The sequence below is a fragment of the Acinetobacter sp. YH12064 genome (genome assembly GCF_013419735.1).
Taxonomy (GTDB): Bacteria; Pseudomonadota; Gammaproteobacteria; order Pseudomonadales; family Moraxellaceae; genus Acinetobacter; species Acinetobacter amyesii.
The window spans coordinates 25,125-51,012 of record NZ_VOZP01000021.1 but is presented as its reverse complement, the minus strand read 5'-3'; the positions used below and the strand labels follow the sequence as shown (position 1 = coordinate 51,012).

Below are 25,888 nucleotides of genomic sequence, written 5' to 3'. Positions count from 1 at the left end.
TGCTCATTATAGGGCAATTTCTTACACGTGCAAGTGCTTTTCACTCACAAAGAACACGAGTGTTTTATTTTTATGCACCATTATGGTTCAAAAAATACACTTTACTCACATAAACACATGATATTTATTACAAATATCATGTAAAATATTTTTCCTATTTTGTGCGCTTAGTTTTTTTCAGGTGCTGCTTTAATCACCACACTCTGTATAACTACTGGGTTTACAGGGACATTCTGGTGCATTCCATAGTTCGCAGTTGGAACTTTTACGATTTTATCGACGATATCCATACCTTTAGTGACCTTACCAAAAACAGCATATCCCGCATTCATTGCACTTTTATTGAGGAAGTCATTGTCTGCAACATTAATAAAGAACTGACTACTTGCTGAATCAGGATGATTCATCCGTGCCATTGCCAATGTGCCGCGTTTATTGCTCAAGCCATTACTTGATTCATTCTTAATAGCCGCTTTTGTTGGCTTCTCCTGCATTTTGACATCCATGCCCCCACCCTGAACCATAAATCCAGGAATCACGCGATGAAAGATTGTACCGTTATAAAATTTTTCTTTTGCATAGCTTTCAAAGTTTTTTGCTGAGATAGGTGCCTTGTCATTGAATAGTTCAATTTCAATATTGCCTTGAGAGGTTTTCATTTCGACAATAGTATTGGCAGCAAAACTGCTTAAGCTCACACAGCCAAGTACTGCTGTAAATAAAATCTGTTTTAACATTTGCTAACTCTTCTGATTGATCTCGTACTTGTTATTGACTGTATATTAGTCTTTGATGATTAAAAAGTAATTATTCTGCCATTATTAAAACGAGAACAATGATGACGCAAATAATACCGTCGGACGCTCCATTGACACATTTACCGCCTTGGCAACTGCGTGGCGATGCTTTTATTTTAAATTATTGGATCTCTCCGAGTTTTATCCAACAAGCGCAGATGTTCCGTTTAGCGACATCACCTTTGGGTCGTATGGTTCAGGTGTTATTGGTCCGATACCATGATTCGCCTGTGGGTCCTTATGACGAATTGCTGATTTTAGATCACCCTTTATTGAGTAAGAAAAGGTTAAGTTCGATACCTAAGATTTATGTTTCGACAGATATCTCTGTCATTCATGGCCAAAAACTCTGGGGTATTCCTAAAGAGTTGGCAAAGTTTGAATGGCAACAACATGACAATGAAGTGGTCTGTACTATAGAAGTTGAACAACAAAAGATGCAGATCCGTTTAAAAAAATCACGTTCACAGCGTTCTTTCTATATTAATAGTCATCATATCCCTGCAGCGATGTTGCAAATCAGACAAGCGTGGGAAGGTAAGCGCTATCAATTTTCACCGAAGTTTCGCGGACGGCTCTCTAAACTGAAACAGGTAGAATGGCACAACACACAGGAGATTTTTCCAAATTTTTCTGAAGCACGATTATTGCAAAGCTTTTATGTCCCAGAATTTAGCCTCGTTTTTCCTGCTGCAAAAATCCAAGATAAATAACCCAATAAATAAAAAACCAGTGTTTCACGTGAAACACTGGGTTTACTTTATATAAAGGAATGATTAGCTACGTTTATCCCAAAATTTACGGAACTTCGTACTGATCTCGATCACGTATTTTTTAGCTCGGTGCGAAACCGGGGTTAAATTGATAAAACCATGAGTTTGATCGGTATATTCTTGATAAAACACTTTCACCCCTTGCTGACAGAGTTTATGCGAATAAATTTCACCTTCGTCATGTAAAACGTCATGCCCTGCTGTCACGATATACGCGGGTGCGATACCTGCCAATTTTCCATAGGTTGGTGAAATTAATGGATCATCTAAGGCCACTGCATGTTGTTCTGCATATAAAGCCGTTACGACATCAATATCTTTTTCAGTCAGAACTAGACCATCTTTATAAGCATAGAAAGATGGGTGGCGACTCTTGAAATCCACTACTGGGTAAATTAATAGTTGAGCTTGCGGGGCAAAAACTTTTTGAGCACTGCGCTGTGCAACCGCAGTAGCAATATTGCCGCCTGCACTATCCCCTGCCACCGCAATTCGATTTTTTAGAATTTTAAACTGACGACTATTTTGATAAGTCCAAGCCAAGGCATCTTCACAACTTTGCATTAATTGAGCTGGGCTGGCTTCTGGTGTTAAAGGATAATCAATACTTAAAACTTGTGCTTTGGCATGCACGGCCAATAAACGACAAACTTCATCATGCGTGTCTAGACCACCCACCACAAAACCACCACCGTGATAGAACACGATCATCGGTAATTTTTTATTTGGAGCAGGATGATAATGACGCGCAAACAGCGTAGCACTTTGTAAAGGTAGACGTATATCTTGCACTTGTTTCACAAAGGTCGGCTTGGTCTTGATCGACTCCATCTGTAAATCAAATAATTTACGAGACTTCACATAGTCTTCGGTCACAAAGCCTGACTTACCTTGCTTGAGTTGAGCCGCCATCATGCATTTCACCAGCGGATCTAATTCTGGAAAAATAAACGGATAATCGAGACGTTTTGCGAGGCTTTCTTTGGCAAAGTTAGGAAGACGATCAAGTAACCGAGCAGCCGTACCTTGGCCTTTATCTTTCATATTTTTAAGTGATTCATTCAATGCAAACATGCTCTATCCTTCGAATTATGCTCTTCATACTTTCTACATGATCTAGGTCAAATGTGACCATATTCACATATAAGTCTCAACATCGACATACATAGTACAAACCTAGTTAAGCTAATCTTCTTTTATAGAGTTGTCATTGACAATTTACCCAAGTTTTATGGGTTGATTATGCTAACCCATTCTCGATAAAGGATACTCACCATGGCTAAAAAGATCATCCTTCTGTCTTTTGCGACTGCTTTTTTGGCTGTAGGCTGCGTAGCATTCCCTGAAGATGGTTACTACGATGGACGTTATGATCAACGTTATGACCGCCGTTATGATCATAATGATCGTCGCTATGATAATCGTTATGATCGCCGTTACGACAGCCGTTATGAACAAGACCGCCGTACATGGGAACGTCAGCAACAACAACGTAATCGTTTAGAGCTTGAACGTAGAAAGCAGCAACTTGACCAGCGTAACTGGGAACAGAATCGTAAAAATCAACAAGAGTGGGATCGTCGTAAAAACGAACTCGAACGTCAACGTCTAGAACAACAGCGTAAATACTCTGAAGCTGAACGTCGTAAACGTGCTGAACAAGATCGTCAAAAAGTCAGCAAAGAGCGTCAGCGCTTAGAAGAACAGCGCCGTAAAGCCAGTCAAGATCGTAGAAAACAAATTGAGCAAGAGCGCAAAAAAAATATTCAAGATTTAAAAAAGGCATCAGATCAACAACGTAAAGCAGCTGAAGAACGTCGTCGCGCGTGGGAAAATCGCCGTTAATTGTTGTTTTTGCAGATCGGTTAAAAGTAAAAAGCTCATCTACATGATGGGCTTTTTTTTCATTCACTAAAAATAGAAAAGGTAAAAAAAGCAATAGAAAAAAAATAGACAGAAGAGGCATCCTATCTTCTGTCTATTCTTGACTGCCTGTTGTTACAGGTCAGAGAGCATTAAACAATCTTATTGCTGAACTGTAGGTTGCGGTGCAGGCGCAGATTGAACTTCAGCACCTTGAGCTGATGGATCTGCTTGAACCACAGCACCCGATTGCTCTGTCGTTACAGATGCTTCAGTTGCAGACGTTACTTGTGCGGTTTCTGGAGATTCTACAGTTTCTTGAGAAGTACAACCTACCGCAGCTAAACCAAAACCTAAAACTGCGACAGCGAATAAACCAATTTTTTTCATCTTCATTATTTCCTTCATTGAATCATTAAAAGCAAAGCTCAACTTTGCCCGAGTCATAATGGAAAATAATTCTGTGAAGTTCCCACCTTCTAAGTTGTACTTTGTACGAGACACGGTACAGCTTATGAAATGTTTTATTAATCAAGCAGTTTTCTTTTATAGTGAGGCTTTACATCATTTATTTAACTCAAGTGCTTTGTTTTTTATTAATAAAATAAATATACATGGTTTTAAATCAAGCGTGATCTCAGCTTTTGAATACAACAAAGTCCAACAAAACTTGCAGCTCAGTTACTTAAGTGGCTGTTTTTATAAATTTCATGCAAAAAAAAGCCTGCTTATGAGAGAAGCAGGCCATGAAAAACACATTTGAAATAAATTAAGAAACTACAGCGATATAATCTGAAACAAAGAATACTGTGCTGATCATTTTTTGTGAAATATTTAATAAAACTGATACTAAGAGTTTTTATGTATAAATATTAACCACTATTTTTTGAGGCAAAAAAAATGCTGATTCTTGGGAAATCAGCATGGAAAAGTGTTTCTAAAATCTAGAGGTAGTCACCATATCCCTCTCTCCAGTGGATATGGTCACTTCCGATAGATAAATTATGCAAATTTTCAGGCACAAAGAGAAACCGTTAAAATTTATGATGAAAATCTATAAATCCGATCAAAATATGATTATACATTCAAATCAATAATTTATATTTTCATAGAATTTAATTTTGCAGTCGATATTTTGCTGAAAAACCATTTATTTGAATAAAAAACTGCATTTAATCGCTGACTTCGCTTGAATTTTTATCCCCTGCCCCGATTTCTTTTATTAATCATGAATTCAAAACGCATGGCAGTTACGCATCGATGTCGTTTGAACGCACAGCTATAAGGACTGAACATGTTTAAGAACCCATTTAAACGGAGTAAATCAATGGCGACTGAGCAAAACCAAGACGCTCAAGATCTTCAACAAGAGCAAGCAGAACAGCAAACTCAAGCTGAAAACGAGCAAGCTGAAGTTTCAGTTGAAGATTTACAAGCACAAATCACCAATTTAGAAGAAAGCTTAAAACTTGAAAAAGCACGTACTGCAAATGCCGTATATGAAGCGCAAAAAAGTGTAGAGCGCATTCAACGCGAATCTGAAAAGCATAAAGATACTGTGCTGGAAAAATTTGCAAAACAATTGCTTGAGTCAGTTGATAACCTTGAACGCGCGATTGCTGCGGCAGGTGATGAAAAATCAGGTTTATCTGAAGGTGTAGAACTTACACTGAAATCATTGCTCAGCACTTTAGAAAAATTTGGTGTGGTTGCTGTGGATACTGCAAATGGTTTCAATGCAGATCTTCATCAGGCTGTGGGCATCGATCCAAATGCCAAATCAAATGAAATTGGGACAGTATTGCAAAAAGGCTATAGCTTAAACGGTCGTCTATTACGCCCTGCTATGGTTATGGTTGGTGCATAAAGACAAATTTTCTGAGACGAATTAAAAATTTTAACCAATATTACTTGAAAATTTTTGATTGGCTCTCATATCGGATAACAAGCGAAAACATCGTAAAAGAATTTTAGAGGAAACATCCAAATGGCGAAAATCATTGGTATTGACTTAGGTACTACAAACTCTTGCGTAGCAGTACTTGAAGGCGACAAAGTAAAAGTAATCGACAACGCTGAAGGCGCTCGTACAACCCCATCTATTATTGCATATAAAGACGGCGAGATCCTTGTCGGTCAATCTGCTAAGCGTCAAGCAGTGACTAACCCTAAAAACACATTATTTGCAATCAAACGTTTGATCGGTCGTAAGTACCAAGACCAAGCTGTGCAAAAAGATATCGGCCTTGTACCTTACAAAATCATCAAAGCTGACAATGGCGATGCTTGGGTTGATGTAAACGACAAGAAACTTGCACCACAACAAATCTCTGCTGAAATCTTGAAAAAGATGAAAAAAACAGCTGAAGACTACCTTGGTGAAACAGTAACTGAAGCGGTAATTACTGTTCCTGCGTACTTTAACGATGCTCAACGTCAAGCGACTAAAGATGCAGGTAAAATTGCTGGTTTAGATGTTAAACGTATCATCAACGAACCAACAGCTGCTGCACTTGCGTTCGGTATGGACAAAAAAGAAGGCGACCGTAAAGTTGCGGTTTACGACTTAGGTGGTGGTACTTTCGACGTATCAATCATTGAAATCGCTGACCTTGATGGCGACCAACAAATCGAAGTGTTGTCTACAAACGGTGATACATTCCTTGGTGGTGAAGACTTCGATAATGCATTAATTGAATACTTGGTTGAAGAGTTCAAGAAAGAACAAAGCGTAAACTTGAAACAAGATCCGCTTGCACTTCAACGTTTAAAAGAAGCTGCTGAAAAAGCAAAAATCGAGCTTTCTTCTTCGAATGCAACAGAAATCAACCTTCCATACATCACAGCAGATGCGACTGGTCCTAAACACTTAGTGATCAACGTGACTCGCTCTAAACTTGAAGGTTTAGTTGCTGAATTGGTTGCTCGTACAATTGAACCATGTAAGATTGCACTTAAAGATGCAGGTCTTTCAACCTCTGACATCTCTGACGTAATCTTGGTGGGTGGTCAGTCTCGTATGCCACTTGTACAACAAAAAGTACAAGAGTTCTTCGGCCGTGAGCCACGTAAAGACGTGAACCCAGATGAAGCTGTAGCGATGGGTGCTGCGATTCAAGGTGCAGTACTTTCAGGTGATAAAACTGACGTACTTCTTCTTGACGTAACTCCGCTTACACTTGGTATTGAAACAATGGGTGGCGTGTTAACAGCGATCATTGAGAAAAACACGACGATTCCTGCGAAGAAATCTCAAGTGTTCTCAACTGCTGCAGACAACCAACCAGCTGTAGACATTTCAGTTTACCAAGGTGAACGTAAAATGGCTCAACAAAACAAATTGTTGGGTAACTTCCAATTGGGCGATATTCCACCTGCTCCACGTGGTGTACCACAAATTGAAGTATCATTTGACATCAACGCTGATGGTATCTTGAAAGTATCTGCAAAAGATAAGAGCACAGGTAAAGAGCAATCAATTCAAATTAAAGCTAACTCTGGTTTGAGCGATGCTGAAATTGAAGCGATGATCAAAGATGCTGAAGCGAATGCTGAAGAAGATCGTAAATTTGAAGAATTAGCGAAAGCACGTAACGAAGCTGATGCACTTGTTTCTTCTGCTCAAAAAGCAGTAAAAGATCTTGGTGAACAGGTAACTGCTGATGAGAAATCTGCAATCGATGCTGCTGTAGCTGAGCTCGAAGCAGCGACTAAAGAAAACGATGTAGATGCAATCAAAGCGAAAACTGAAGCACTTCAAAACATCATTATGCCGATCACTCAACGTGCTTATGAAGCTGCACAAGGTCAAGGCGGTGCTGAAGGTTTTGATCCTAACGCTTTCCAAGGCGCTGAAGGTCAAGCTCAAAAAGCAGATGACGGCGTTGTAGATGCTGAGTTCACTGAAGTAAAAGATGACAAAAAATAATTTGTCGCTTTAACTGAGTTTTTCAAAGCTCAAAAAGACCGCGCGAAAGCGCGGTTTTTTTTGTGGATGATTTTGTCTGCATCAGGCAATATTCAAATAACACGCTTAAGCTCAAACAGCCACATTCTTCTCGACTGCCAATCTGTCTAAACTTAGATTTGCATAGCACTAAATTTCAGTTAAATTAATGCAAAATAATCAAGTTTTGCGACGCTATGCGTTTGATTTTAATTATTGTTGTCATCGTTTTGAGTACTTGGTGGATCTTTCAAACCAAGCAGCATCCTCAACTGAAATTTAATTCAATTTCAGATCGAATTTTACACCCTCTCGATACCCGTTTGCGTTATCGGGTTGCTGATGTCGATCCGCGTTTTGGATTAAGCCAGCAACAAGTCATTCAACTTAGCGAAGAAGCCGCAGAGATATGGCATAAAGGGACACTCAAACCGTTATTTATCTATGACCCAAATGCACAACTGGCGATCCATCTAATTTATGATGATCGCCAAGAACAATACAATGCCTATAAGCAAGTCCAAAAGACCTTAGCCGCAGATAAAGCCCGTAATGATTTATATGCCGAGAACTTAGCAAATTCGAGAAAAGGTCTGGAGATGAATGAGCAACAGCTCCGATCAAAACAAGCCATGATCCGTGCGGAAATCGCACAGCTGTCGCAAGAACGTATGAATTGGAGCCGAATAGAGCATGCACAAGACCCCAATATGCAACGCGTTGAAAGAGAACTTGAGCAAGTTAAAGCACAAGCGATGCAATTAGACCAAGAAATAGATCGATTTAATCAGCAAAATGATCAATTTAACCAACAAGTCTTAAGCTATAACCAGCAAATCGATCAATATAATGCAGGCGTGATACAAGCCAGTCAGCGCTTTCCTGCTCGAGAGTTTCATAAAGGCGTTTTTATGGGGGATCAGATTCAGATTTATCAATTTGATGCCGAAGATGATTTACGTCTTACCCTTGCCCACGAACTCGGACATGCTCTCGGCTTATCTCACCATAATGACCCTGCTGCATTAATGTACCCAATCTTAGGCGCGCAACAATTAGAAAACTTTAAACTGATGCCAGCAGACCAAGGCTTACTATATTATCGTTAGAACACCCTGAGCAAAAAAAACCATACAATCTATAAGGATATTATAGGATTCACCAACAATAATTAGCATTTCATGTTATTGTTGATTTGCAATAATTCCCTTATATCAATGACATCTTACGTGGAGAGCAATGTGAGTTACTACCATATCTTAATTGAAGTGAATGACCACATCAGCACGATTGAACAAACCCGTGATATTGAGATTTTTGATATTACAGACATTCAACCTTATCTCCATGCGGTACTTTTACCCTTTTTTAATGAGCAATTAATTGAGCTCGAAGACGAAAATCTTGAGTTTAAAGATGTCTTGCATTTACAGGTCAAACAAACCCTATTGCCGATCCGTGACCTCATCGAAGAAGAACAACGCCTGCTTCCGAGTGATACCGATGTCACCATTACGGCATATGAAATTTTTAATAATTATCAATTGACTCAAGACGTGACTACCGTAATTTTAGATCTATTAGAAGCACTAAAATTTGAAGCCTAATATCGATTTTAAACATTAAAAAAGCCCTCTAAATGAGGGCTTTTTTATGGCTCAATTCATCATTGCGATTAGATCGAGAATGAAGATCCACATCCACACGTGGTTGTCGCATTCGGGTTTTGAACCACAAATCGAGAACCTTCAAGACCTTCAATATAGTCGACTGTTGAACCAACTAAATATTGATAGCTCAGTGAATCAACCAACATCTTCACATCACCATTGATGAATTCAGCATCATCTTCGTTTTGGCTTTCAGCAAAATTAAACCCATATGAGAAACCTGAACAACCACCACCAGTCACATATACACGTAACATAAGGTCTTGATTACCTTCACTCTCACGCAATTGGCGTACTTTATTGGCAGCATTGTCAGTCAGCACAAGTGCTTGAGCATTCATGATGGATTCCTCTGAGTCATTGGGGTGTCTTTAAAAAGAAAAGACCATATTTCAAGTATAACATACTCAATATATGGTCAGTCTTCACAGTTTAAAGTTAAATCAGAGTATTTTTCTCAAGATTCATTTAAAACTTATTTATAGTTTTCTTCCTGTAATGCGCATTCGAAGTTTTTCGGATCTTGTTTACAGCGGAATTGCCATAATAGTTTCATCATTCGCTTGTCGTAGATACCACGTTTAGTCAAATCAATACGCGCTTCACGCATCATTTTTTGATAACCAGCTTTGTCTGCAGTTGGAACATCCATCCAATATTTGGCTGGAATTTCCGATTTCATTTTTCCTAAAATGGTGAATGCACGAGGTAATTGTGTTTTGACCCAATCACGTGATTTTTGTCCATAACCTGCAGGGAATTTATCTGGGCGAATAATGATATTTCCCGTCACTTGTAAAATTGGATAATTGACGATTGCGCCTTTGCTGCCTAAACCTTTATGTAATTCCAATGGTTTGAACACCGCAGCAGGTGCCCCAATTATATCTACCTGACCATTGTTAAATTTGGCGCCAAAATTGGTTACATCAGCACTGACTGCTTGAGCTCCGACCTGCTGCACCATAATTTTCTGTGCTTCATCATAGTCAAGCACCGCAATTTTTTTACCTGCGGCTTTAGCGACAGTATTAATACTTCGGTCATTCACTAACAGATAGGCATCACCAACAGGTATCACACCTGCCACTTCATATTTACTATTAACCATGCTCTTCGCAAATGTTGGACTTGCAAGACCTTGCATAACTTTTACGGCCAATTTCAAATCTGGAATCGCACCAATGGCATCTAAAGAACCAGTAAAATTATTGAATTGGCGACCACGCATACCAGTAACACTGATCCCATCACATTTACCGGCTTTAAAATCTTCTGCAATCACTGCTTCATTTTGACCGACGCGGAGCTCAATGTCTGCGCCCCAGTTTTTTGCCGCCAATTGATAATCTTTCATCAGGGTAAAAACATCACCATTTTTACCGACCAAATCAAATACGCATACCACTTGCTTCGCTTGAGCTACGCCATTTACCGCTATTAATGCAGCAGCAACGCTCAATACCTTTGTCCATTGTTTCATACTGACTTTCCTTGTTTTTTACTGTTTTTGTTTTTAACCATTTTTTTAATTTTGGGTCATGCTAAGTTCGATTCAATTGACTCACAGCCCTCGATTTGAATTTAGATTACCTGAATATTTGCTCACTCAATGGCGAGAATGACCTGTAAATTTGCAAAAAAAAGCCTGGATAAATCCAGACTTTTTTCTTTAAATATCAGCTTATTCGCCGCCAAGTGAACATTCAAAATTAGCTTTATCGACAGAACAACGTGCCTTTTTCAAAACAGACATCATGCCTGCATCGTAAATGCCACGCTTCGTCATATCCATACGACCTTCACGCAGTAATTTTTGATATTTGGTTTTATCTTCTGCACTTAGGTTAAGTTTATATTTCGCAGGAATACCTGCTTCTAGACGGTTAATCATCGCGATACTCTTCGGTAAGTGTTTCACAAACCAATCACGTGATTTTTGACCAAAGCCTGCAGGAAACTGATCAGGACGAATAATAAAGTCCGCAGTCACTTGTAAAACTGGGAAGTTAAACATCGCACCATTGGTACCTAAACCTTTATAGATCTCTAATGGTTTGTAGGCATATGCAGGCGCACCCACCATATCGACCTGACCATTATTAAACTTCGCCACAAAGTTAGATACATCTGAAATCACAGCTTGAGCGCCGACACGTTGCACCATGATTTTTTGTGCTTCGTCATAGCCTAAAACTGCAAACTTTTTACCTGCTGCTTTTTCAATTGAGTCAATTTTTTTGTCTTTGACAAAGATGAACGCTGAACCTAGTGGGGCAATACCCGCCACTTCGTATTTTTTACCACCTAGGTTACTAACCATTTTTGCAGCATTACGTTGGTCTAATGCAAAGGTAATCGCACGTTGCGCAATCGCATTGCTCGGTGCGCCACCCAGCGCATCAATAGAGCCTGCAAATTTATTGTACTGACGGGCACGCATCGCCGTCATAAATACGCCGTCACATTTACCTGCTTTAAAGTCATTGTCGGCTACTGCTTCGTCTTGACGCGGAATTAAGTTAATTTCAGCACCCCAGCCTTTTGCTGCAAGCGCCCATTCCTGAGCCATTTGATATGACTCGCCTGACTTACCCAGTAAGTCAAATACACAGATATCTACTTTTGCTGCCTGAGCTGAACCAGCAAAGCCAATTGCAGCAAACGTAGCCAATGATAGGAGCGTTTTTTTCATTCTATTTTCCTTTCAAATCTTTTTATGGTTCAGAGGTGTCCTTACACAAGCCCGATATTAAGCAAGTTAAATTAAAAAAAATAGAGCATTTACTCCATTTATTTATGTCATTTTGGCATATTCTGTTTTTCTGTGATGCATATCACTTTTTATTCAAAGTGAAATTATAAATATAATCATCATCTTATATTTGCAAAAATGGCTTTTTACATTTACAGCGATTGCATCAAAATTTACAAAGAAATACAGAAAAAAGCTTATTCACCCGCCACTGAACACTCAAAATTGGTTCGCTCAATCGTACAACGGGCTTTTTTTAGTACCGTCATCATGGTGGAGTCATAGATCCCTTGTTTGGTTAAATCCATCCGTCCTTCACGCAATATTTTCTGATACTTCAACTGATCATCTTTGCTGAGATTCATCTTATATTTGGCAGGAATTTCAGCTTCCATACGTTTCACCATGGCAAAACTTTTTGGTAATTGCTTAACAAACCATTGCCGAGAAGGTTCAGCAAAACCTTCTGGGAATTTATTATTACGAATAATCAGGTCTGCCGTGACATTCACCACAGGAAAATTCACCATCGCCCCGGTAGTGCCTAAGCCTTTTGAAATTTCGAGTGGCTTAAAGGCATAAGCTGGCGCAGCAACAATTTCAACTTCGGCCTGATTAAACTTGCGAATAAAATTAGAAATTTCTGACATCACTGGCACAGCGCCAACACGGTCGACCATCACTTTTTGCGCATAATCATAATGCAAAATGGCAAATTTTTTACCTTCAGCTTTTTCTAAATTATTGATATTGCGATCACGGACAAAAATGTAGGCTGAACCAATTTGCCCGATCCCTGCCACTTCATAACTATCTTTCCCTAGATTGCTAATCAGTCGTTTACTGTTCCGTTTATCTAAGACATAGGTAATGGCTTTTTGTGCGATAGTATTATTCGGTACACCGCCAATGGCATCAATCGAACCGGCAAATTTGTTATACGCACGTGCCCGCATCGAGGTCATATAAAATGCGTCACATTTCCCTTCTTTAAAATCTTTATCGACTTTGGATTCATCTTGATATGAAATCAGTTGAACTTGTGCTCCCCATGCCTTACTGGCCAGAGACCACTCTTCCATCAGCTTATAAGATTCCCCCGCTTTTCCAAGTAAATCGAACACACAAACCTTCTGATTGGCATAGCTTTGTGCAGACATCACACCTGAAAGAAGCGATAAAATTAAAATTCCTTTTCTCATTTCTTATATTCCCAATATGTTTTATTAATCCATTTAAAACAACAACTTGAAATATTTTTTTAATACTATAGCCAGTTCAATATACCTAAATACGTGGAATCTGTCACATTTTTTCAGATGGTTGCGATGCTTTGTTTTTTCTTTTGCAAAGCCATCCATTAGAATAACCCCACATTCTTCTTGTTTAGTTAGTTCCATGATTCAGTTAGACCAACTTTCCATTCGTCGCGGTGGGCGTGTTTTATTTCAAAAAGCATCTATGCAATTGCATCCAGGCTGGAAAATCGGCTTAACCGGTGTAAATGGTGCGGGTAAATCGACTCTTTTTTCTGCGCTTTTAGGTGGAATGGAATCTGATGGCGGATCCTTAACTCGTCCTGCAGTATGGACCGTCGCGCATATGGCACAAGAAATCAAAGCACTGGATATGAAAGCGATTGATTTCGTTCTATCAGGCGATGAAGAATATTGGGAAATACAACATAAACTTGAACATCCAGAACAATTAGACAATGAAGCATTGGCACACTTATATGGCCGATTTGATGAAATCCATGGCTATACAGCACCATCTAAAGCCTCACAATTGATGGCTGGCCTGGGATTTTTTGAACATCAATCCCAGCTCAATGTTTCAAGCTTTTCAGGTGGTTGGCGTATGCGTTTAAACCTTGCGCGTACCCTGATGAGCCGTTCCGACCTATTATTACTCGATGAACCAACCAACCACTTAGACTTAGATGCGATTTTGTGGTTAGAAGATTGGTTAAAAGCTTACGAAGGTACACTAATCTTGATTTCACATGACCGTGATTTCTTAGATGCGGTGACTGATCATATTTTACATATCGAAAATCAAGAGCTGACACTTTACACCGGCAACTATTCGACCTTTGAACGCACCCGCTCTGAGCGCTTGGCACAACAACAACAAGCCTATGAAAAGCAGCTTGAAACCCGTGCGCATCTCCAAAAATTTATTGACCGTTTTAAAGCTAAAGCCACCAAAGCCAAACAGGCTCAAAGCCGTATTAAACAATTAGAACGCATGCAGGAACTTTCTGCCGCGCATGTCGATACACCATTTACCTTTAGTTTCCGTGAGCCAACCAAAATGAGCTCACCGCTGCTGCAAATGGAACATGTCGATATTGGCTATGGTGACAAACTGATTGCCACCAATGTGAATTTACAGATTACCCCAAACAGTCGCATAGGTTTACTGGGAATGAATGGTGCAGGTAAATCAACCTTAATTAAATCCTTGGTTGGAGACCTTCCCTTATTACAAGGGACGCGCAAAGCTTCTGAACTGTTGAATATTGGCTATTTTGCGCAGCATCAAATGGATGCTTTAGATGGCAATGCCAGCCCGATGTTGCAATTATCTCGAATCGCTGACAAAAAAATCAGTGAAGCTGCATTACGTTCATTTTTAGGCAGCTTTGGTTTTAGTGGCGAACGCATGGATACACCAAGTGAAGGCTTTTCAGGCGGTGAACGAGCACGATTAGCTTTGGCTTTGATTGTTTGGCAGCGCCCCAATGTTTTAATTCTAGATGAACCGACCAACCATTTAGACCTTGATATGCGTCATGCCCTAACTATGGCATTACAAGATTTTGAAGGCGCTGTGGTTTTGGTTTCGCATGAACGTCAATTGATTGCCAGCGTTTGTGACGAATTATTGTTGGTACATCATGGGAAATGTCGCGAATTTGATGGCGACCTCGTGGCTTATGCCGATTGGCTGCGTCAAGCACGGATTGACATGATGAAAAATAGCCAACAAGCCCCTACTCCCATCAAATCTCAAGTTGAAACTAAACCGACGATTTCCAAAGTCGATAAAGAAGCGCAGCGCAAAGAAGCTGCACGTCAGCGTGAATTGACCCGCCCGATTCGTAAAAACATTGAAAAAAATGAAGCGCAAATCAGCAAAATTCAGCCACGCTTAAACGAAATCGAGGAATTATTAGCAGACAGTGCTTTATATGAAGCCAGTCGAAAAGATGACTTACTCAAACTGATGAGTGAGCAAACAGAATTAAAAGCCAAACTTGAATCTGTCGAAGAGCAAATGCTTGAATTAATGATGGAATTAGAAGAAATGGAAAGTAGTTTTGAGGCTTAATTTAAAAGTCAAAACCCTAGATTTGCATTATTAAGAAAACCTAACTTAAGCTCAAAAAATCAATCGCCGTGAAATTTAAATGTTCCACGGCGATTTTTTATTTATACTTCACAATAGTAATCACGCTATAAATCTAAAAAATATTTAAAAAATCGAATGTTCATATCCAACTGGTTATTACATTGTTAAAGCATTTCTATTCGTAAAGAAACTAAAAATTCAGCGATCGCTTTTACCCTAATTTTGTAAATGAATTCAAAAAATTACTTCACATCAAACTCATTGCCACATTTATCCACAAAAACCATTTTTAAATTCAAATCTTAGTTTTAAATTCATTTTTATTTTTTAAATTCAAAACATCGAACCACTTTTTTGTGGATAAATATTTTTAAATGATATAATCCACAATTATAAATGACTTTGATGCTGAACACTACTAAATGTGAAAATTCACAAAACTTATCCACATTTGCAAGATGGATGCATTTTATCTCCACTCACGACATCAATTTAAACTTTTTATTGTTTAAGATAAGGCAGAAGGATGGGCTTTTTTTGCCTTTAAAAAACGTAATTCTTGTATTTTCCAGGTCTGATCAAAATGCCAGATTTCCTGTATTTGCTGCTGTGTTTCAGCTAAACCAATTAAAATTTTGCACTCCGTTTGGTCACGATTAAACTCATATTCTTCAAATTCTACGTCTGGTTTTCGTGGTTTCCAAACCCCATTTTTCACTGCATGTGCAATACGTTCATAGCGGACATAATTACTTTCGACACGCCCGTCTTGCTCATAAACCACCTTAAAGTGCTCATCTTCGTATTCGGCTAAAACAGTATAATTTCCGGTAAAAAATGCATTTACCCAGATGTCACGAATGTGTTCAAGTTGATTGTCCATCATATATAGACCTCTTATTTTTAGCTGCTAAGTTCAATTTGATTTGAGCTTAGCATCAGAATAAGTCAATTTTATAAAACACAAATTGGCGATTTAATATTCAATTTTATTTAAGATAGCACAAAAAAAAGCACTCCGAAGAGTGCTTTTTTGAATGATTCTGTAATCAGAATTTAGGCATCAATATCCGCATTTAACGCATTTTCTTCAATGAAAGCACGACGTGGTTCCACATCATCACCCATCAAGCAAGAGAACATACGATCAGCTTCAATCGCGTCCTGTACCGTTACTTGCAGCATGTTACGGTTCTCAGGATCCATCGTGGTTTCCCAAAGCTGCTCAGCATTCATCTCACCCAAACCTTTATAGCGCTGAATCATCATGCCACGGCGTGAGTCTTGTAGGATGTTTTGCCAAACCTGATGGAAGCTGCCCACTGGAATTTTGCGCTCGCCTTTTTGTAGGTAAGCACCTTCTTCCAATAAGGTGAACCAACTCTTCGAATTTTTGAGTAAACGCGCATATTCACCTGAACCCAATAGACCTGAATCTAACAAGTATTGGTGCGGTAAATTATGAACATAGATGGTAATACGCGGGAAATAAGTTGCTGACTTATTGCCTTCAGTATCTTCATGCTCAAAAGTTTCTAAGCTTAATTCAGGACGTAAGCTTGGTTGAGTTTTCTCAATATTGGCACGTAGCTGCTCACCCCAAGTCTGTACATAGTCTTGGTTATTTGCTTGATCTAACTTAAAGCCTTCTACTGCCAATAAACCATCCAACACACTTGCAGGATAACGTACAGTCAGACGATGCAAGCTCTTTTGAGAGGTTTGATAATCCGCAATCACACCCGCTAAAGCCTCACCACGAATGGCTGGCGCTTCTGCACTGATGTGTAATTCAAGCTCATCAATTGCATTTGAAATCAGGTAAGTCTCAAGTGCATCATTATCTTTGATGTACTGTTCTTGCTTGCCTTTTTTCAGCTTATACAACGGTGGCTGTGCAATATAAATATATCCACGTTCCACAAGTTCTGGCATTTGACGGAAGAAGAAGGTCAATAGTAGCGTACGAATGTGCGAACCATCGACGTCGGCATCGGTCATGATGATGATTTTGTGATAACGCAGTTTATCTGGGTTGTATTCCTCACGGCCAATACCACAGCCTAAAGCAGTAATCAACGTTCCCACTTCTTGTGAAGAAATCATCTTGTCAAAACGTGCACGTTCCACGTTGAGGATTTTACCTTTCAGCGGCAAAATCGCTTGCATCTTACGGTTACGGCCCTGTTTTGCAGAACCGCCCGCAGAGTCACCTTCGACTAAGTAAAGTTCAGACAATGCAGGATCTTTTTCCTGACAATCGGCCAATTTACCTGGCAGGCCTGCAATATCAAGCGCACTCTTACGACGAGTCATTTCACGTGCTTTACGCGCTGCATCACGCGCACGTGCTGCATCAATAATTTTGCCTGCAATCGATTTAGCAGCTTGTGGATTCTCTAAAAGATATTCAGAGAACGATTTATTCATGGCTTGTTCAACCGCAGTTTTCACTTCGCTCGACACCAATTTTTCTTTGGTTTGCGAAGAGAATTTTGGATCAGGCACTTTCACCGAAACAATTGCAGTTAAGCCTTCACGCGCATCATCACCAGAAACCGCCACTTTCTCTTTTTTGAGTAAGTTTTCGCTTTCCATGTAGCTGTTTAAGCCACGGGTTAATGCAGCACGGAAACCCGCTAAATGCGTACCGCCATCTTTTTGTGGAATGTTATTGGTAAAGCAACGAACATTTTCCTGATAAGAATCGTTCCACTGCAATGCAACTTCTACACCAATGCCATTATCGGCTTGAGTAGTGAAGTGGAAGATATCATTCAGATGGGTTTTGCCTTGGTTAATATATTTTACAAACTCAGACAAACCACCTTCATAGTCATAAACGTGTTCTAAATTGATACGTTCGTCACGTAGTACAATTCGCACACCTGCATTCAGGAAAGATAATTCACGTAAACGACGCGCCAAAATATCGACATTAAAAATCGTTTGACTGAAGGTTTCAGAACTTGGCCAAAAACGGACTGTTGTACCTGAAGTTTCAGTCACACCAGTTTCACGTAATTTATAGACAGGATCGCCATGGCGATATTCCTGCTCATAGCTCTTACCCGCACGACGAATATTTAATAGGAGCTTTTCTGATAAAGCGTTTACAACTGAAACGCCAACACCGTGAAGACCACCTGAAACCTTATAACTGTTATCGTCAAATTTACCGCCCGCATGCAGAATCGTTAAAATCACTTCTGCTGCAGAAACACCTTCTTCTGGGTGAATGTCGGTAGGAATACCACGGCCGTTATCCGATACGCTTACAGATTCATCTTCATGGATGGTGACTTGAATTTCGTCACAATGACCTGCCAACGCTTCATCAATTGAGTTATCGACAACTTCAAACACCATGTGGTGTAGGCCAGTACCATCGTCAGTATCACCAATATACATGCCCGGACGCTTACGTACAGCGTCTAGACCACGTAATACTTTGATGCTAGAGGAATCATAAGCTTTTTCTATGGTTTGTTCTGTTTGAGAAGCAGCTTGATCTTCTGAACTCATGGTTTCTCCCTAGTGAAAAATAGGTCTATCCAAAGGTGGTATTTCATTGCACAACAGCCTGCACCGTACCATTTTCAACTTTGAATAATTGATAAGAAATAGATAAATCATGTAAGTGTTTTTGCACTGAATCATGGTCTAAAGTGGTAATAAAAACTTGACTACCAAGATGGCTTAAACGCTCAATTAAACGCTGTTGTGCGGTTAAATCTAATTCTGCTGTCAGATCATCTAATAATACCACAGTTTCCTTATTACAAGCATGTAGCATTGCAATCTGTGACAGTTTTAACGCCATGATCAATAACTTTTTTTGCCCACGAGAGAGCACAACATCTGCATCACCCATAGCAGTTTTTAACCTTAAATCTGCACGGTGCGGACCATACTCAGTAAAGCCACGCTCGCAGTCTTTAAAATGCTGATTGGTCAGATCATTCAGCAGTCCTGTTTCAGCATGAAAGCCTGCACTATATTCCAATGTCACTGTTAAATCAGGCAATAAGGCTTCTAGATCTTGTTGAAAATATCGAATCCACTGTTCCACCACATTGCTGCGTAGACTATGTAATATCTCACCATAGTCACTGAGCATTTTGTTCCACGGTTCTAAGTCAGACAGACTCAAATGACGTCGTGATTTCAGTAAACTATTCCGCTGTTTTAATGCCCGTGCATAATATTGCCATGCATGGTAAAACTCCGGTTCCACGTGGAACATCAACCAATCTAAAAGTTGACGTCGTGGCTTCGCACCATGATCAATGATATCGGTACTTTGTGGATCGATGAGTTGTAGCGGTAAAATCTTAGCCAACTGCCCTTGTGTCCCCACTAGGTCGCCATTGACTTTAATCACTTGCTCGCCCGACTGCATTTTTTGCATACCAATACGATCTGTTGCAGACTGCGCAAAGACGACAGCGTCAGGGCTATTATTTTGAATATAGTTTTTCGGAATATGAGTTCGAAAAGAACGGCCTGTTGCCAGCAAATGTACTGCTTCTAATACAGAAGTTTTACCTGAACCATTTTGCCCATAAAAGACATTAAACGGCTGCAACCCAGAGAGTGCAACCGTCTTTAAATTTCGAACACGTTCTACATGTAAACGCGTGATATGCATAATAATTGAGACGTCAGTCCGAATTAAACACGCATTGGCATCACAACATAGGTTTGATCTTGTTGCTGTGGATCTTGTACCAATACCGACTGGTTCGCTTCTGTCATGGTCATTGCAACATCATCACCATCCAATACATTCAGAACTTCCAATAAGTACTGTGCATTAAACGACATTTCCATCGGTGCATCTACATATTGAATCGCAAGATCTTCGATCGCTTCATCTTGCTCAGGGTTATTGGCACGAAGTTGTAAAGTGTCCGCATCAAACTTCAAGAATACGCCGCGCAATTTTTCATTACTTAAAATCGCTACACGTTGTAGTGATTGTTTAAATACATCATGTGCAATGCGCACGTTTTTATCGCCACCACGTGGAATCACACGGCGGTAGTCAGGGAATTTACCATCGATCAATTTTGTGGTGAAACGTACGGTAATATCACCCTGCTCTTTATCACGGCTGGCAATGGTAATTGTTACATTTAATAATTCACGACCAATTAACAACGATAATTGCTCGTCTTCAACACTCAATAGACGCTGCAATTCACCTACGGCTTTACGTGGAACAATCGCTTGCATTGCTTGAGTTGCATTCGAGCTTGCCGCTGTTTCACACATCGCCAAACGGTGACCATCGGTCGTTACTGCACGCAATTGATTTTCATCAATTTCAAGCAAAGTACCTGTCAAATAAAAACGCACATCTTGAACCGCCATGGCAAAAGATGTTTTCTCGAATAAACGCTTTAACTCACGTTGAGTCACACCAACTTGAGTGCCTTGAGTATTTTCAGTGGTTAATAATGGATAGTCTTCTGCAGGCAAAGTACCCAATACAAAACGACTGTTTCCAGATTTTAAAATACAACGTTGGTCTTCAGTAATTTGCAAATCAATCAATGCCGCTGACGGTAATGATTTACAGATATCCATCAATTTTCGTGCAGGAACAGTCGTCACCCCTGCTTGTAAACATGCGCCATCTGCCAGCGGTGTACTCGCAACCAATTCCACTTCTAGGTCAGAACCTGTAATGGTCAATGCTTGCTCAGTAACCTGTACTTTGACATTGGATAAAATATTTAAGGTATGGCGACGCTCAACCGCTCCTACGACATGTGACAGAACATTCAGTAAGCTTTCTTTCGCGATTTTTAAACGCACAATACATTCCTCTAAAAACTGAAGACAGACAAAATAAATTAATTTTTTAGCAGTGTACTATGCGGCAGAATATACCGCATTGCAAGAACAGAATTTGAACAAAAAGACTTAACTTTGCAGCAGACGTTGCAAGTTTTTATAGTCCTCATTGAAGATTGGATCTTCTTCTCGCAGGCTTTGTACTTTTTCACACGCATGCATCACCGTACTGTGATCACGATTACCAAAAGCCATACCAATTTCAGGGAAACTATCCCCTGTCAGCTCACGTGCTAGCCCCATAGCCAACTGACGTGGACGTGCATAAATACGAGTACGTTTTGGGCCAACCAATTCTTTCAGCGGAATACGGAAATATTCACTCACCACACGCTGAATATTTTCAGTACTAATGGTACGTGCACGAATCGCCAACACATCTTTTAATGATTCACGCACCACATCAAGATCGATAGCGGTACCTTTAAAACGAGAAATGGCTACAACTTTATTCAGCGCACCTTCTAGTTCACGAACATTGGCAACCACTTGTTGAGCAATAAACAGCGCACAATTACGTGGAAGTTCCACGCCATTGCTTTCCGCTTTTTTCAGTAAAATTTCAATACGAGTTTCGATATCTGGTGGTTCAACACCCACCGATAAGCCCCACGAAAAACGTGAAACCAAACGTGGATCAAGTTCAGTCAGTTCTTTTGGATAACGATCTGAGGTTAAAATGATTTGCTTAGATTCATCTAATAACGCGTTGAAGGTATAGAAAAACTCAACCAAGCTGGCCTCTTTACCCGCCAACAAATGAATATCATCCACCAATAACAAATCTAATGAACGACAATTTTTCTTAAATTCTTCGACCTTACCTTTCTGTAGAGAGCTCACAAAGTCTTGTACAAAACTTTCAGCCGTCATGTACATCACACGTGCATTCGGCTTCGCTTGTAATAATGCATTACCTACGGCTTGCATCAAATGGGTTTTACCTAAACCAGTCGGTCCATATAAAAATAATGGGTTATGCTGTGAAGCACCGGGCTGCGTCAAGACTTTACGACAGGTTTCTGCCGCCATCTGATTGGAACGGCCTTCAACAAACAAGGAAAAGGTAAATAATGGGTTAAGCTGACGCTTACGGTTATTTTTTGAAGACGTCTCTTCTTTTTCTTTTTTAGGACGATTCGGTGCAGACACTTGCGGCGTTGACTCTAATGCTGCGGTGGTTGTTGCAGGTTGCTCAGCTGCAGATAAAATTGCACCAGGCCGTGAATCAACCAAAATCTCGACTTTACGTACCCGACCTTCAGACAACTGTTCCGCTAAAATAGAGATCAGTTCTAAATGGTGCTCTTGAATATAGCGTGTCCAATACGGATTCGGTGCATAGAGTTTTAGACTATCACCTGCATCTTCTGCCACCAGTGGGCGTATCCACATTGTATAGACATTTCCTGAAAGCTCTTGTCGCAAGCGAGTTAAGCAGTCTATCCAAAGCATGTGAAACCCCTATTTCAGTCCATTGTACGTAAAAAAATAATTCAACCCCGCCTAAGCGGGCAGCCATTCTAACCATCTTATCCACATCTGTCATGAACAAATCAGTCGAAATCGATCAAAAAAACGCAAATTGAATTTAAATTTAAATTTAAATCGCGTGTGGATAAGTTTATCCGCAAGCTGTGGATAAATTATAGCACAAAGTTATCCACAAACTATCAAAATTATAAAAACATCGTTATCCACAATATAATTGTTTGTTTTTTAAATCTAAAAAAGCTTTTTCCACAGAAAACATCAACACTAATAGTAATAAATTTAAATTTTAAAATTTGAATTTATTTATAAGATCGATCCATTCTGGGGATAACTTGATGGTTGGTTTAAATTCAAATTTAAATTCATAAAAACCAATTCACAAATTTGAGATTGTGGATAAATCTGTGAGTAAACTTGAAGATAACTTAAATAATTAATATATACAATGATTTAGCTTGTGAATATTTTTAATTTAAAACTTTCTGACTGATTTCTAATCCTTATATTATCTTGATATATCACAGCCTAGATTTTGAAAGAAAGCGTGTTTTTCATTGACAGCTCAAGCAATGAGCACTAAAATCGCGAACCTTTACTGAAAGATCATTTTTGGAGTTTCGATATGAAACGTACTTTCCAACCTTCTGAGTTGAAACGTAAACGCGTTCATGGTTTCCGTGCTCGCATGGCTACTAAAGCTGGCCGTCAAGTATTAGCGCGTCGTCGTGCAAAAGGTCGTCACAGCTTAACTGTTTAATTTCAGTTAAGACTGTCAAGACTTGGGTGTTATGACAACACTTTACGGCTTTAGCACAGATGTGCGAATACACTGTGCTGCCGATTATAAAAGTGTGTTCGATGGTGCGCTTTTTAAAGTGCATCAACCCCATTTCTTATTTCTAGCAAAAATCTCCGAACAGCCGAATAGCCGTTTGGGTATTGTTGTTGCTAAGAAAAAAGTGCGCCGCGCACATGAAAGAAATCGAGTAAAACGACTTGCACGCGAAAGTTTTCGCCTGCATCAACAGCAGTCTAATGTATTAGATATTGTCGTTATGCCAAAAATGGGCATAGAGGCGGTACCGAATGCAGAGTTGCATCAGCAATTACAATTTGCTTGGCAAAAATTGCAGCGCCTTGCAAATAAGCATAAAAAAATAGCTACCTCCCCACAAGCGTAGAGATGACCAATGGTTCGTTTACTGCATTGGCTCATTCGTTTCTATCAGATTGCGATTAGTCCTTTATTGGGACCACGCTGTCGTTATATTCCAACATGTTCTCAATATTCTTTGGAAGCAGTCCATCAACATGGTGCTGTACGTGGAGTGTGTCTAGCTGTTCAGCGTATTTGCCGTTGTCATCCTTGGGGCGGTTCAGGCTATGATCCTGTTCCATCAAAAGCAATTCGTTTTATTTCATTTCAGCAAATAGATTCTCAAACGCGTCACGTTGCTGTACCCTTTCGTGAACGTTTATTGAACCAAAATCACTCTAACCACTTGGGGTAATACCTATGCAACAATGGGCCAGGATTGCAATTCTAGGGGCCATGTTTGTTGTCGCATATTTGCTCATTTTGGCTTGGCAGAAAGATTATGGACATGCGGAACAAAAACCTCAGCAAAATGCTGCGGTGGTAACGCATGAAGTATCTGCCGATTTGCCAAATGGCCAGACAGCTACGGCTGCTACTGATGTGCCGCAAGCAAATAATGCTGCTACACAACAAACAACAGATGCCACTGCACCTGTTAGTCAACAGTTAATTTCAGTACAAACTGACCTTTACCATCTTTGGATTAATCCAAAGGGTGGCGATATTGTTCGTATTGAATTACTCAATCATGACAAAAATAAAGACAGCGACGAACCATTTGTAATGCTTGAAAGCGATGCAAAACGTACTTATGTTGCTCAGTCTGGCTTAATTGGTCTTAATGGCCCTGACAGCAATCCGAAAGGACGTCCAACCTATGAGATTGAAAAATCTTTATATACGTTAAATGACGCAAAAGCTGTGAAGGGTAAAGATGGCCAAACAGCAAAAGTTTTGTCAGTACCAATGGTTTATAAAACAGCAGATGGAGTAGAGGTTATTAAAACCTTTAACTTCACTGAAGGTGAATACCCTGTTGTCGTGAATCATAAAATCGTGAACCGCAGTGCTCAGAACTGGCAAGGTCAGATGTTTGGTCAGCTTAAACGCGACAACTCTGAAGATCCGGGTAAATCTGATCAAGGTATTTTCACTTTAGGTACATTCCTTGGTGGTGCATGGGGTTCGCCTGAAGAACATTACAACAAGCTTAAATTTGCTAACTTTAATGAAGAGAAATTGAATGTTGAAGCAACTGGCGGTTGGGTTGCAATGGTTCAGCATTACTTCGTGAGCGCGTGGATTCCTGGACAGATCAAATTAACGCAAGCCAATGGTCAACCGTATGCTGCGAAACTTGAGTCACGTAAATCTACTGATGATATGAACATCATTCAGTTCACATCACCTGCAATTAATGTTCCTGCAGGAACTGTGGCAGAAGTAGATGCAACGTTCTATTCAGGTCCAAAAATCCAATCTGAATTAAAAGAATTGGCAGTTGGTTTAAACCAAACAGTAGACTATGGTTGGTTATGGCCAATTGCGAAATTATTGTTTGTCGGTCTTGAGTTTTTCCACGGTTTAGTGGGTAACTGGGGGTGGTCAATTATTCTATTGACCATTCTGGTGAAACTGATCTTATGGCCTTTGTCATCGAAGAGCTACCGCTCTATGGCGAAAATGCGTGTGATTGCACCTGAAATGCAACGCATGAAAGAAGAGTTCGGTGAAGACCGTATGCGCTTCTCGCAAGAAATGATGGCATTGTATAAACGTGAACAAGTAAACCCACTATCAGGTTGCTTGCCGTTATTGCTCCAAATGCCGATCTTCCTTGCTTTGTACTGGGTATTGATGGAGTCTGTTGAACTTCGTCATGCGCCATGGTTAGGTTGGATTCAAGATTTATCTGCGATGGATCCGTGGTTTATTTTGCCGCTATTAATGGGCTTAACCATGTTTATTCAGCAAAGTTTGAACCCACAACCGGCTGATCCAATGCAGGCGAAAGTCTTCAAAATCATGCCAGTGATCTTTACGGTATTTATGTTGTTCTTCCCTGCGGGCCTTGTGCTTTACTGGATCTGTAACAACAGTATTACTATTCTTCAACAAGGTTTGATTAACAAATCTGTTGAAAAAGAACGTTTAAAACGTGAAGCGGCTGACTCAGCAAACTAAGCATTGCTGATGGGCTGAATAAATCCGCTTAAGATGGTAATCTTAGGCGGATTTTTCTTTATCTGTCGTTTGAAAATTTTTAGGTGAA

24 protein-coding genes are annotated in these 25,888 nt (G+C 39.8%); 12 read left to right on the top strand and 12 right to left on the bottom strand.

What is annotated here, in order from left to right:
- Positions 1 to 167: 167 nt before the first annotated feature.
- On the bottom strand, positions 168 to 737 hold the full coding sequence (locus tag FTU13_RS16500; RefSeq protein WP_180128885.1) for a peptidylprolyl isomerase: 570 nt from the start codon (positions 735 to 737) through the stop codon (positions 168 to 170).
- A 101-nt stretch (positions 738 to 838) separates the two neighbouring features.
- Here FTU13_RS16500 and FTU13_RS16495 point away from each other — a divergent pair, with 101 nt between their 5' ends.
- Entirely contained in the window at positions 839 to 1,510 is a 672-nt protein-coding gene (locus tag FTU13_RS16495) for an acetoacetate decarboxylase family protein (protein WP_180128883.1), read from the top strand.
- A gap of 63 nt (positions 1,511 to 1,573) precedes the next feature.
- Here the strand turns inward: FTU13_RS16495 and FTU13_RS16490 are convergent, their stop codons facing one another.
- A complete protein-coding gene (locus FTU13_RS16490; RefSeq protein WP_180128882.1) occupies positions 1,574 to 2,644 on the bottom strand; it encodes an alpha/beta hydrolase in 1,071 nt (356 codons plus the stop codon).
- Positions 2,645 to 2,845: 201 nt separating this feature from the next.
- Between FTU13_RS16490 and FTU13_RS16485 the strand changes: the two genes are divergently transcribed.
- Positions 2,846 to 3,415, top strand: a complete 570-nt coding sequence (locus FTU13_RS16485; protein ID WP_180128881.1) for a hypothetical protein — start codon at positions 2,846 to 2,848, stop codon at positions 3,413 to 3,415.
- A 180-nt stretch (positions 3,416 to 3,595) separates the two neighbouring features.
- Here the strand turns inward: FTU13_RS16485 and FTU13_RS16480 are convergent, their stop codons facing one another.
- Positions 3,596 to 3,823: a hypothetical protein gene (locus FTU13_RS16480; protein WP_228144800.1), complete on the bottom strand. Its 228-nt coding sequence runs from the start codon at positions 3,821 to 3,823 to the stop codon at positions 3,596 to 3,598.
- Positions 3,824 to 3,881: 58 nt separating this feature from the next.
- Here FTU13_RS16480 and FTU13_RS16475 point away from each other — a divergent pair, with 58 nt between their 5' ends.
- The 5 genes from FTU13_RS16475 to FTU13_RS16455 all read left to right on the top strand — a co-directional run bounded on the left by FTU13_RS16475 (position 3,882) and on the right by FTU13_RS16455 (position 8,986).
- Positions 3,882 to 4,196 carry a hypothetical protein gene (locus FTU13_RS16475; RefSeq protein ID WP_180128879.1) on the top strand — a complete coding sequence of 105 codons (315 nt, stop codon included), beginning with the start codon at positions 3,882 to 3,884 and terminating at the stop codon, positions 4,194 to 4,196.
- 564 nt (positions 4,197 to 4,760) lie between these two features.
- A complete protein-coding gene (grpE, locus tag FTU13_RS16470; RefSeq protein WP_111885723.1) occupies positions 4,761 to 5,300 on the top strand; it encodes a nucleotide exchange factor GrpE in 540 nt (179 codons plus the stop codon).
- Between the two features lie 120 nt (positions 5,301 to 5,420).
- Positions 5,421 to 7,361, top strand: a complete 1,941-nt coding sequence (gene dnaK, locus FTU13_RS16465; protein WP_078194438.1) for a molecular chaperone DnaK — start codon at positions 5,421 to 5,423, stop codon at positions 7,359 to 7,361.
- 215 nt (positions 7,362 to 7,576) lie between these two features.
- Positions 7,577 to 8,488, top strand: a complete 912-nt coding sequence (locus FTU13_RS16460) for a matrixin family metalloprotease (RefSeq protein ID WP_180128878.1) — start codon at positions 7,577 to 7,579, stop codon at positions 8,486 to 8,488.
- 120 nt (positions 8,489 to 8,608) lie between these two features.
- Positions 8,609 to 8,986 (top strand): hypothetical protein, encoded by a 378-nt coding sequence (locus FTU13_RS16455; protein WP_171263823.1) that lies wholly within the window; start codon positions 8,609 to 8,611, stop codon positions 8,984 to 8,986.
- 68 nt (positions 8,987 to 9,054) lie between these two features.
- Here FTU13_RS16455 and erpA read toward each other — a convergent pair whose 3' ends face one another.
- The 4 genes from erpA to FTU13_RS16435 all read right to left on the bottom strand — a co-directional run bounded on the left by erpA (position 9,055) and on the right by FTU13_RS16435 (position 13,006).
- Positions 9,055 to 9,390, bottom strand: coding sequence for an iron-sulfur cluster insertion protein ErpA (gene erpA / locus FTU13_RS16450; RefSeq protein WP_078194440.1), 336 nt, complete (start codon positions 9,388 to 9,390; stop codon positions 9,055 to 9,057).
- Positions 9,391 to 9,524: 134 nt separating this feature from the next.
- Positions 9,525 to 10,532 carry a putative solute-binding protein gene (locus tag FTU13_RS16445; protein ID WP_180128876.1) on the bottom strand — a complete coding sequence of 336 codons (1,008 nt, stop codon included), beginning with the start codon at positions 10,530 to 10,532 and terminating at the stop codon, positions 9,525 to 9,527.
- 201 nt (positions 10,533 to 10,733) lie between these two features.
- The gene (locus FTU13_RS16440; RefSeq protein ID WP_078194442.1) at positions 10,734 to 11,744 is read right to left on the bottom strand and encodes a putative solute-binding protein; all 1,011 of its coding nucleotides are present in this window, start codon (positions 11,742 to 11,744) and stop codon (positions 10,734 to 10,736) included.
- A 257-nt stretch (positions 11,745 to 12,001) separates the two neighbouring features.
- Complete coding sequence (locus tag FTU13_RS16435; RefSeq protein WP_078194443.1) at positions 12,002 to 13,006, bottom strand: putative solute-binding protein; 1,005 nt, start codon at positions 13,004 to 13,006, stop codon at positions 12,002 to 12,004.
- A gap of 196 nt (positions 13,007 to 13,202) precedes the next feature.
- Between FTU13_RS16435 and FTU13_RS16430 the strand changes: the two genes are divergently transcribed.
- Entirely contained in the window at positions 13,203 to 15,140 is a 1,938-nt protein-coding gene (locus tag FTU13_RS16430) for an ATP-binding cassette domain-containing protein (protein WP_180128875.1), read from the top strand.
- A 529-nt stretch (positions 15,141 to 15,669) separates the two neighbouring features.
- On the opposite strand, the gene FTU13_RS16425 is transcribed toward FTU13_RS16430, so the two are convergent.
- The 5 genes from FTU13_RS16425 to dnaA form a co-directional block, all read right to left on the bottom strand.
- The gene (locus FTU13_RS16425) at positions 15,670 to 16,047 is read right to left on the bottom strand and encodes a hypothetical protein (RefSeq protein WP_180128873.1); all 378 of its coding nucleotides are present in this window, start codon (positions 16,045 to 16,047) and stop codon (positions 15,670 to 15,672) included.
- A 170-nt stretch (positions 16,048 to 16,217) separates the two neighbouring features.
- The gene (gyrB, locus tag FTU13_RS16420) at positions 16,218 to 18,686 is read right to left on the bottom strand and encodes a DNA topoisomerase (ATP-hydrolyzing) subunit B (protein WP_180128871.1); all 2,469 of its coding nucleotides are present in this window, start codon (positions 18,684 to 18,686) and stop codon (positions 16,218 to 16,220) included.
- A gap of 43 nt (positions 18,687 to 18,729) precedes the next feature.
- Complete coding sequence (recF, locus tag FTU13_RS16415) at positions 18,730 to 19,812, bottom strand: DNA replication/repair protein RecF (RefSeq protein ID WP_180128870.1); 1,083 nt, start codon at positions 19,810 to 19,812, stop codon at positions 18,730 to 18,732.
- Positions 19,813 to 19,835: 23 nt separating this feature from the next.
- A complete protein-coding gene (dnaN, locus tag FTU13_RS16410) occupies positions 19,836 to 20,984 on the bottom strand; it encodes a DNA polymerase III subunit beta (protein WP_180128869.1) in 1,149 nt (382 codons plus the stop codon).
- A 108-nt stretch (positions 20,985 to 21,092) separates the two neighbouring features.
- Complete coding sequence (gene dnaA / locus FTU13_RS16405; RefSeq protein ID WP_180128867.1) at positions 21,093 to 22,478, bottom strand: chromosomal replication initiator protein DnaA; 1,386 nt, start codon at positions 22,476 to 22,478, stop codon at positions 21,093 to 21,095.
- 661 nt (positions 22,479 to 23,139) lie between these two features.
- Between dnaA and rpmH the strand changes: the two genes are divergently transcribed.
- Genes rpmH through yidC form a run of 4 tightly spaced genes read left to right on the top strand, consistent with a single transcriptional unit; the run spans position 23,140 to position 25,800 of the window.
- On the top strand, positions 23,140 to 23,274 hold the full coding sequence (gene rpmH, locus FTU13_RS16400) for a 50S ribosomal protein L34 (RefSeq protein WP_000831329.1): 135 nt from the start codon (positions 23,140 to 23,142) through the stop codon (positions 23,272 to 23,274).
- Positions 23,275 to 23,305: 31 nt separating this feature from the next.
- Positions 23,306 to 23,698: a ribonuclease P protein component gene (gene rnpA, locus FTU13_RS16395; protein WP_078189509.1), complete on the top strand. Its 393-nt coding sequence runs from the start codon at positions 23,306 to 23,308 to the stop codon at positions 23,696 to 23,698.
- A gap of 9 nt (positions 23,699 to 23,707) precedes the next feature.
- Entirely contained in the window at positions 23,708 to 24,028 is a 321-nt protein-coding gene (yidD, locus tag FTU13_RS16390; protein ID WP_111885710.1) for a membrane protein insertion efficiency factor YidD, read from the top strand.
- A 5-nt stretch (positions 24,029 to 24,033) separates the two neighbouring features.
- A complete protein-coding gene (yidC, locus tag FTU13_RS16385; RefSeq protein WP_180103144.1) occupies positions 24,034 to 25,800 on the top strand; it encodes a membrane protein insertase YidC in 1,767 nt (588 codons plus the stop codon).
- Positions 25,801 to 25,888: the final 88 nt, after the last annotated feature.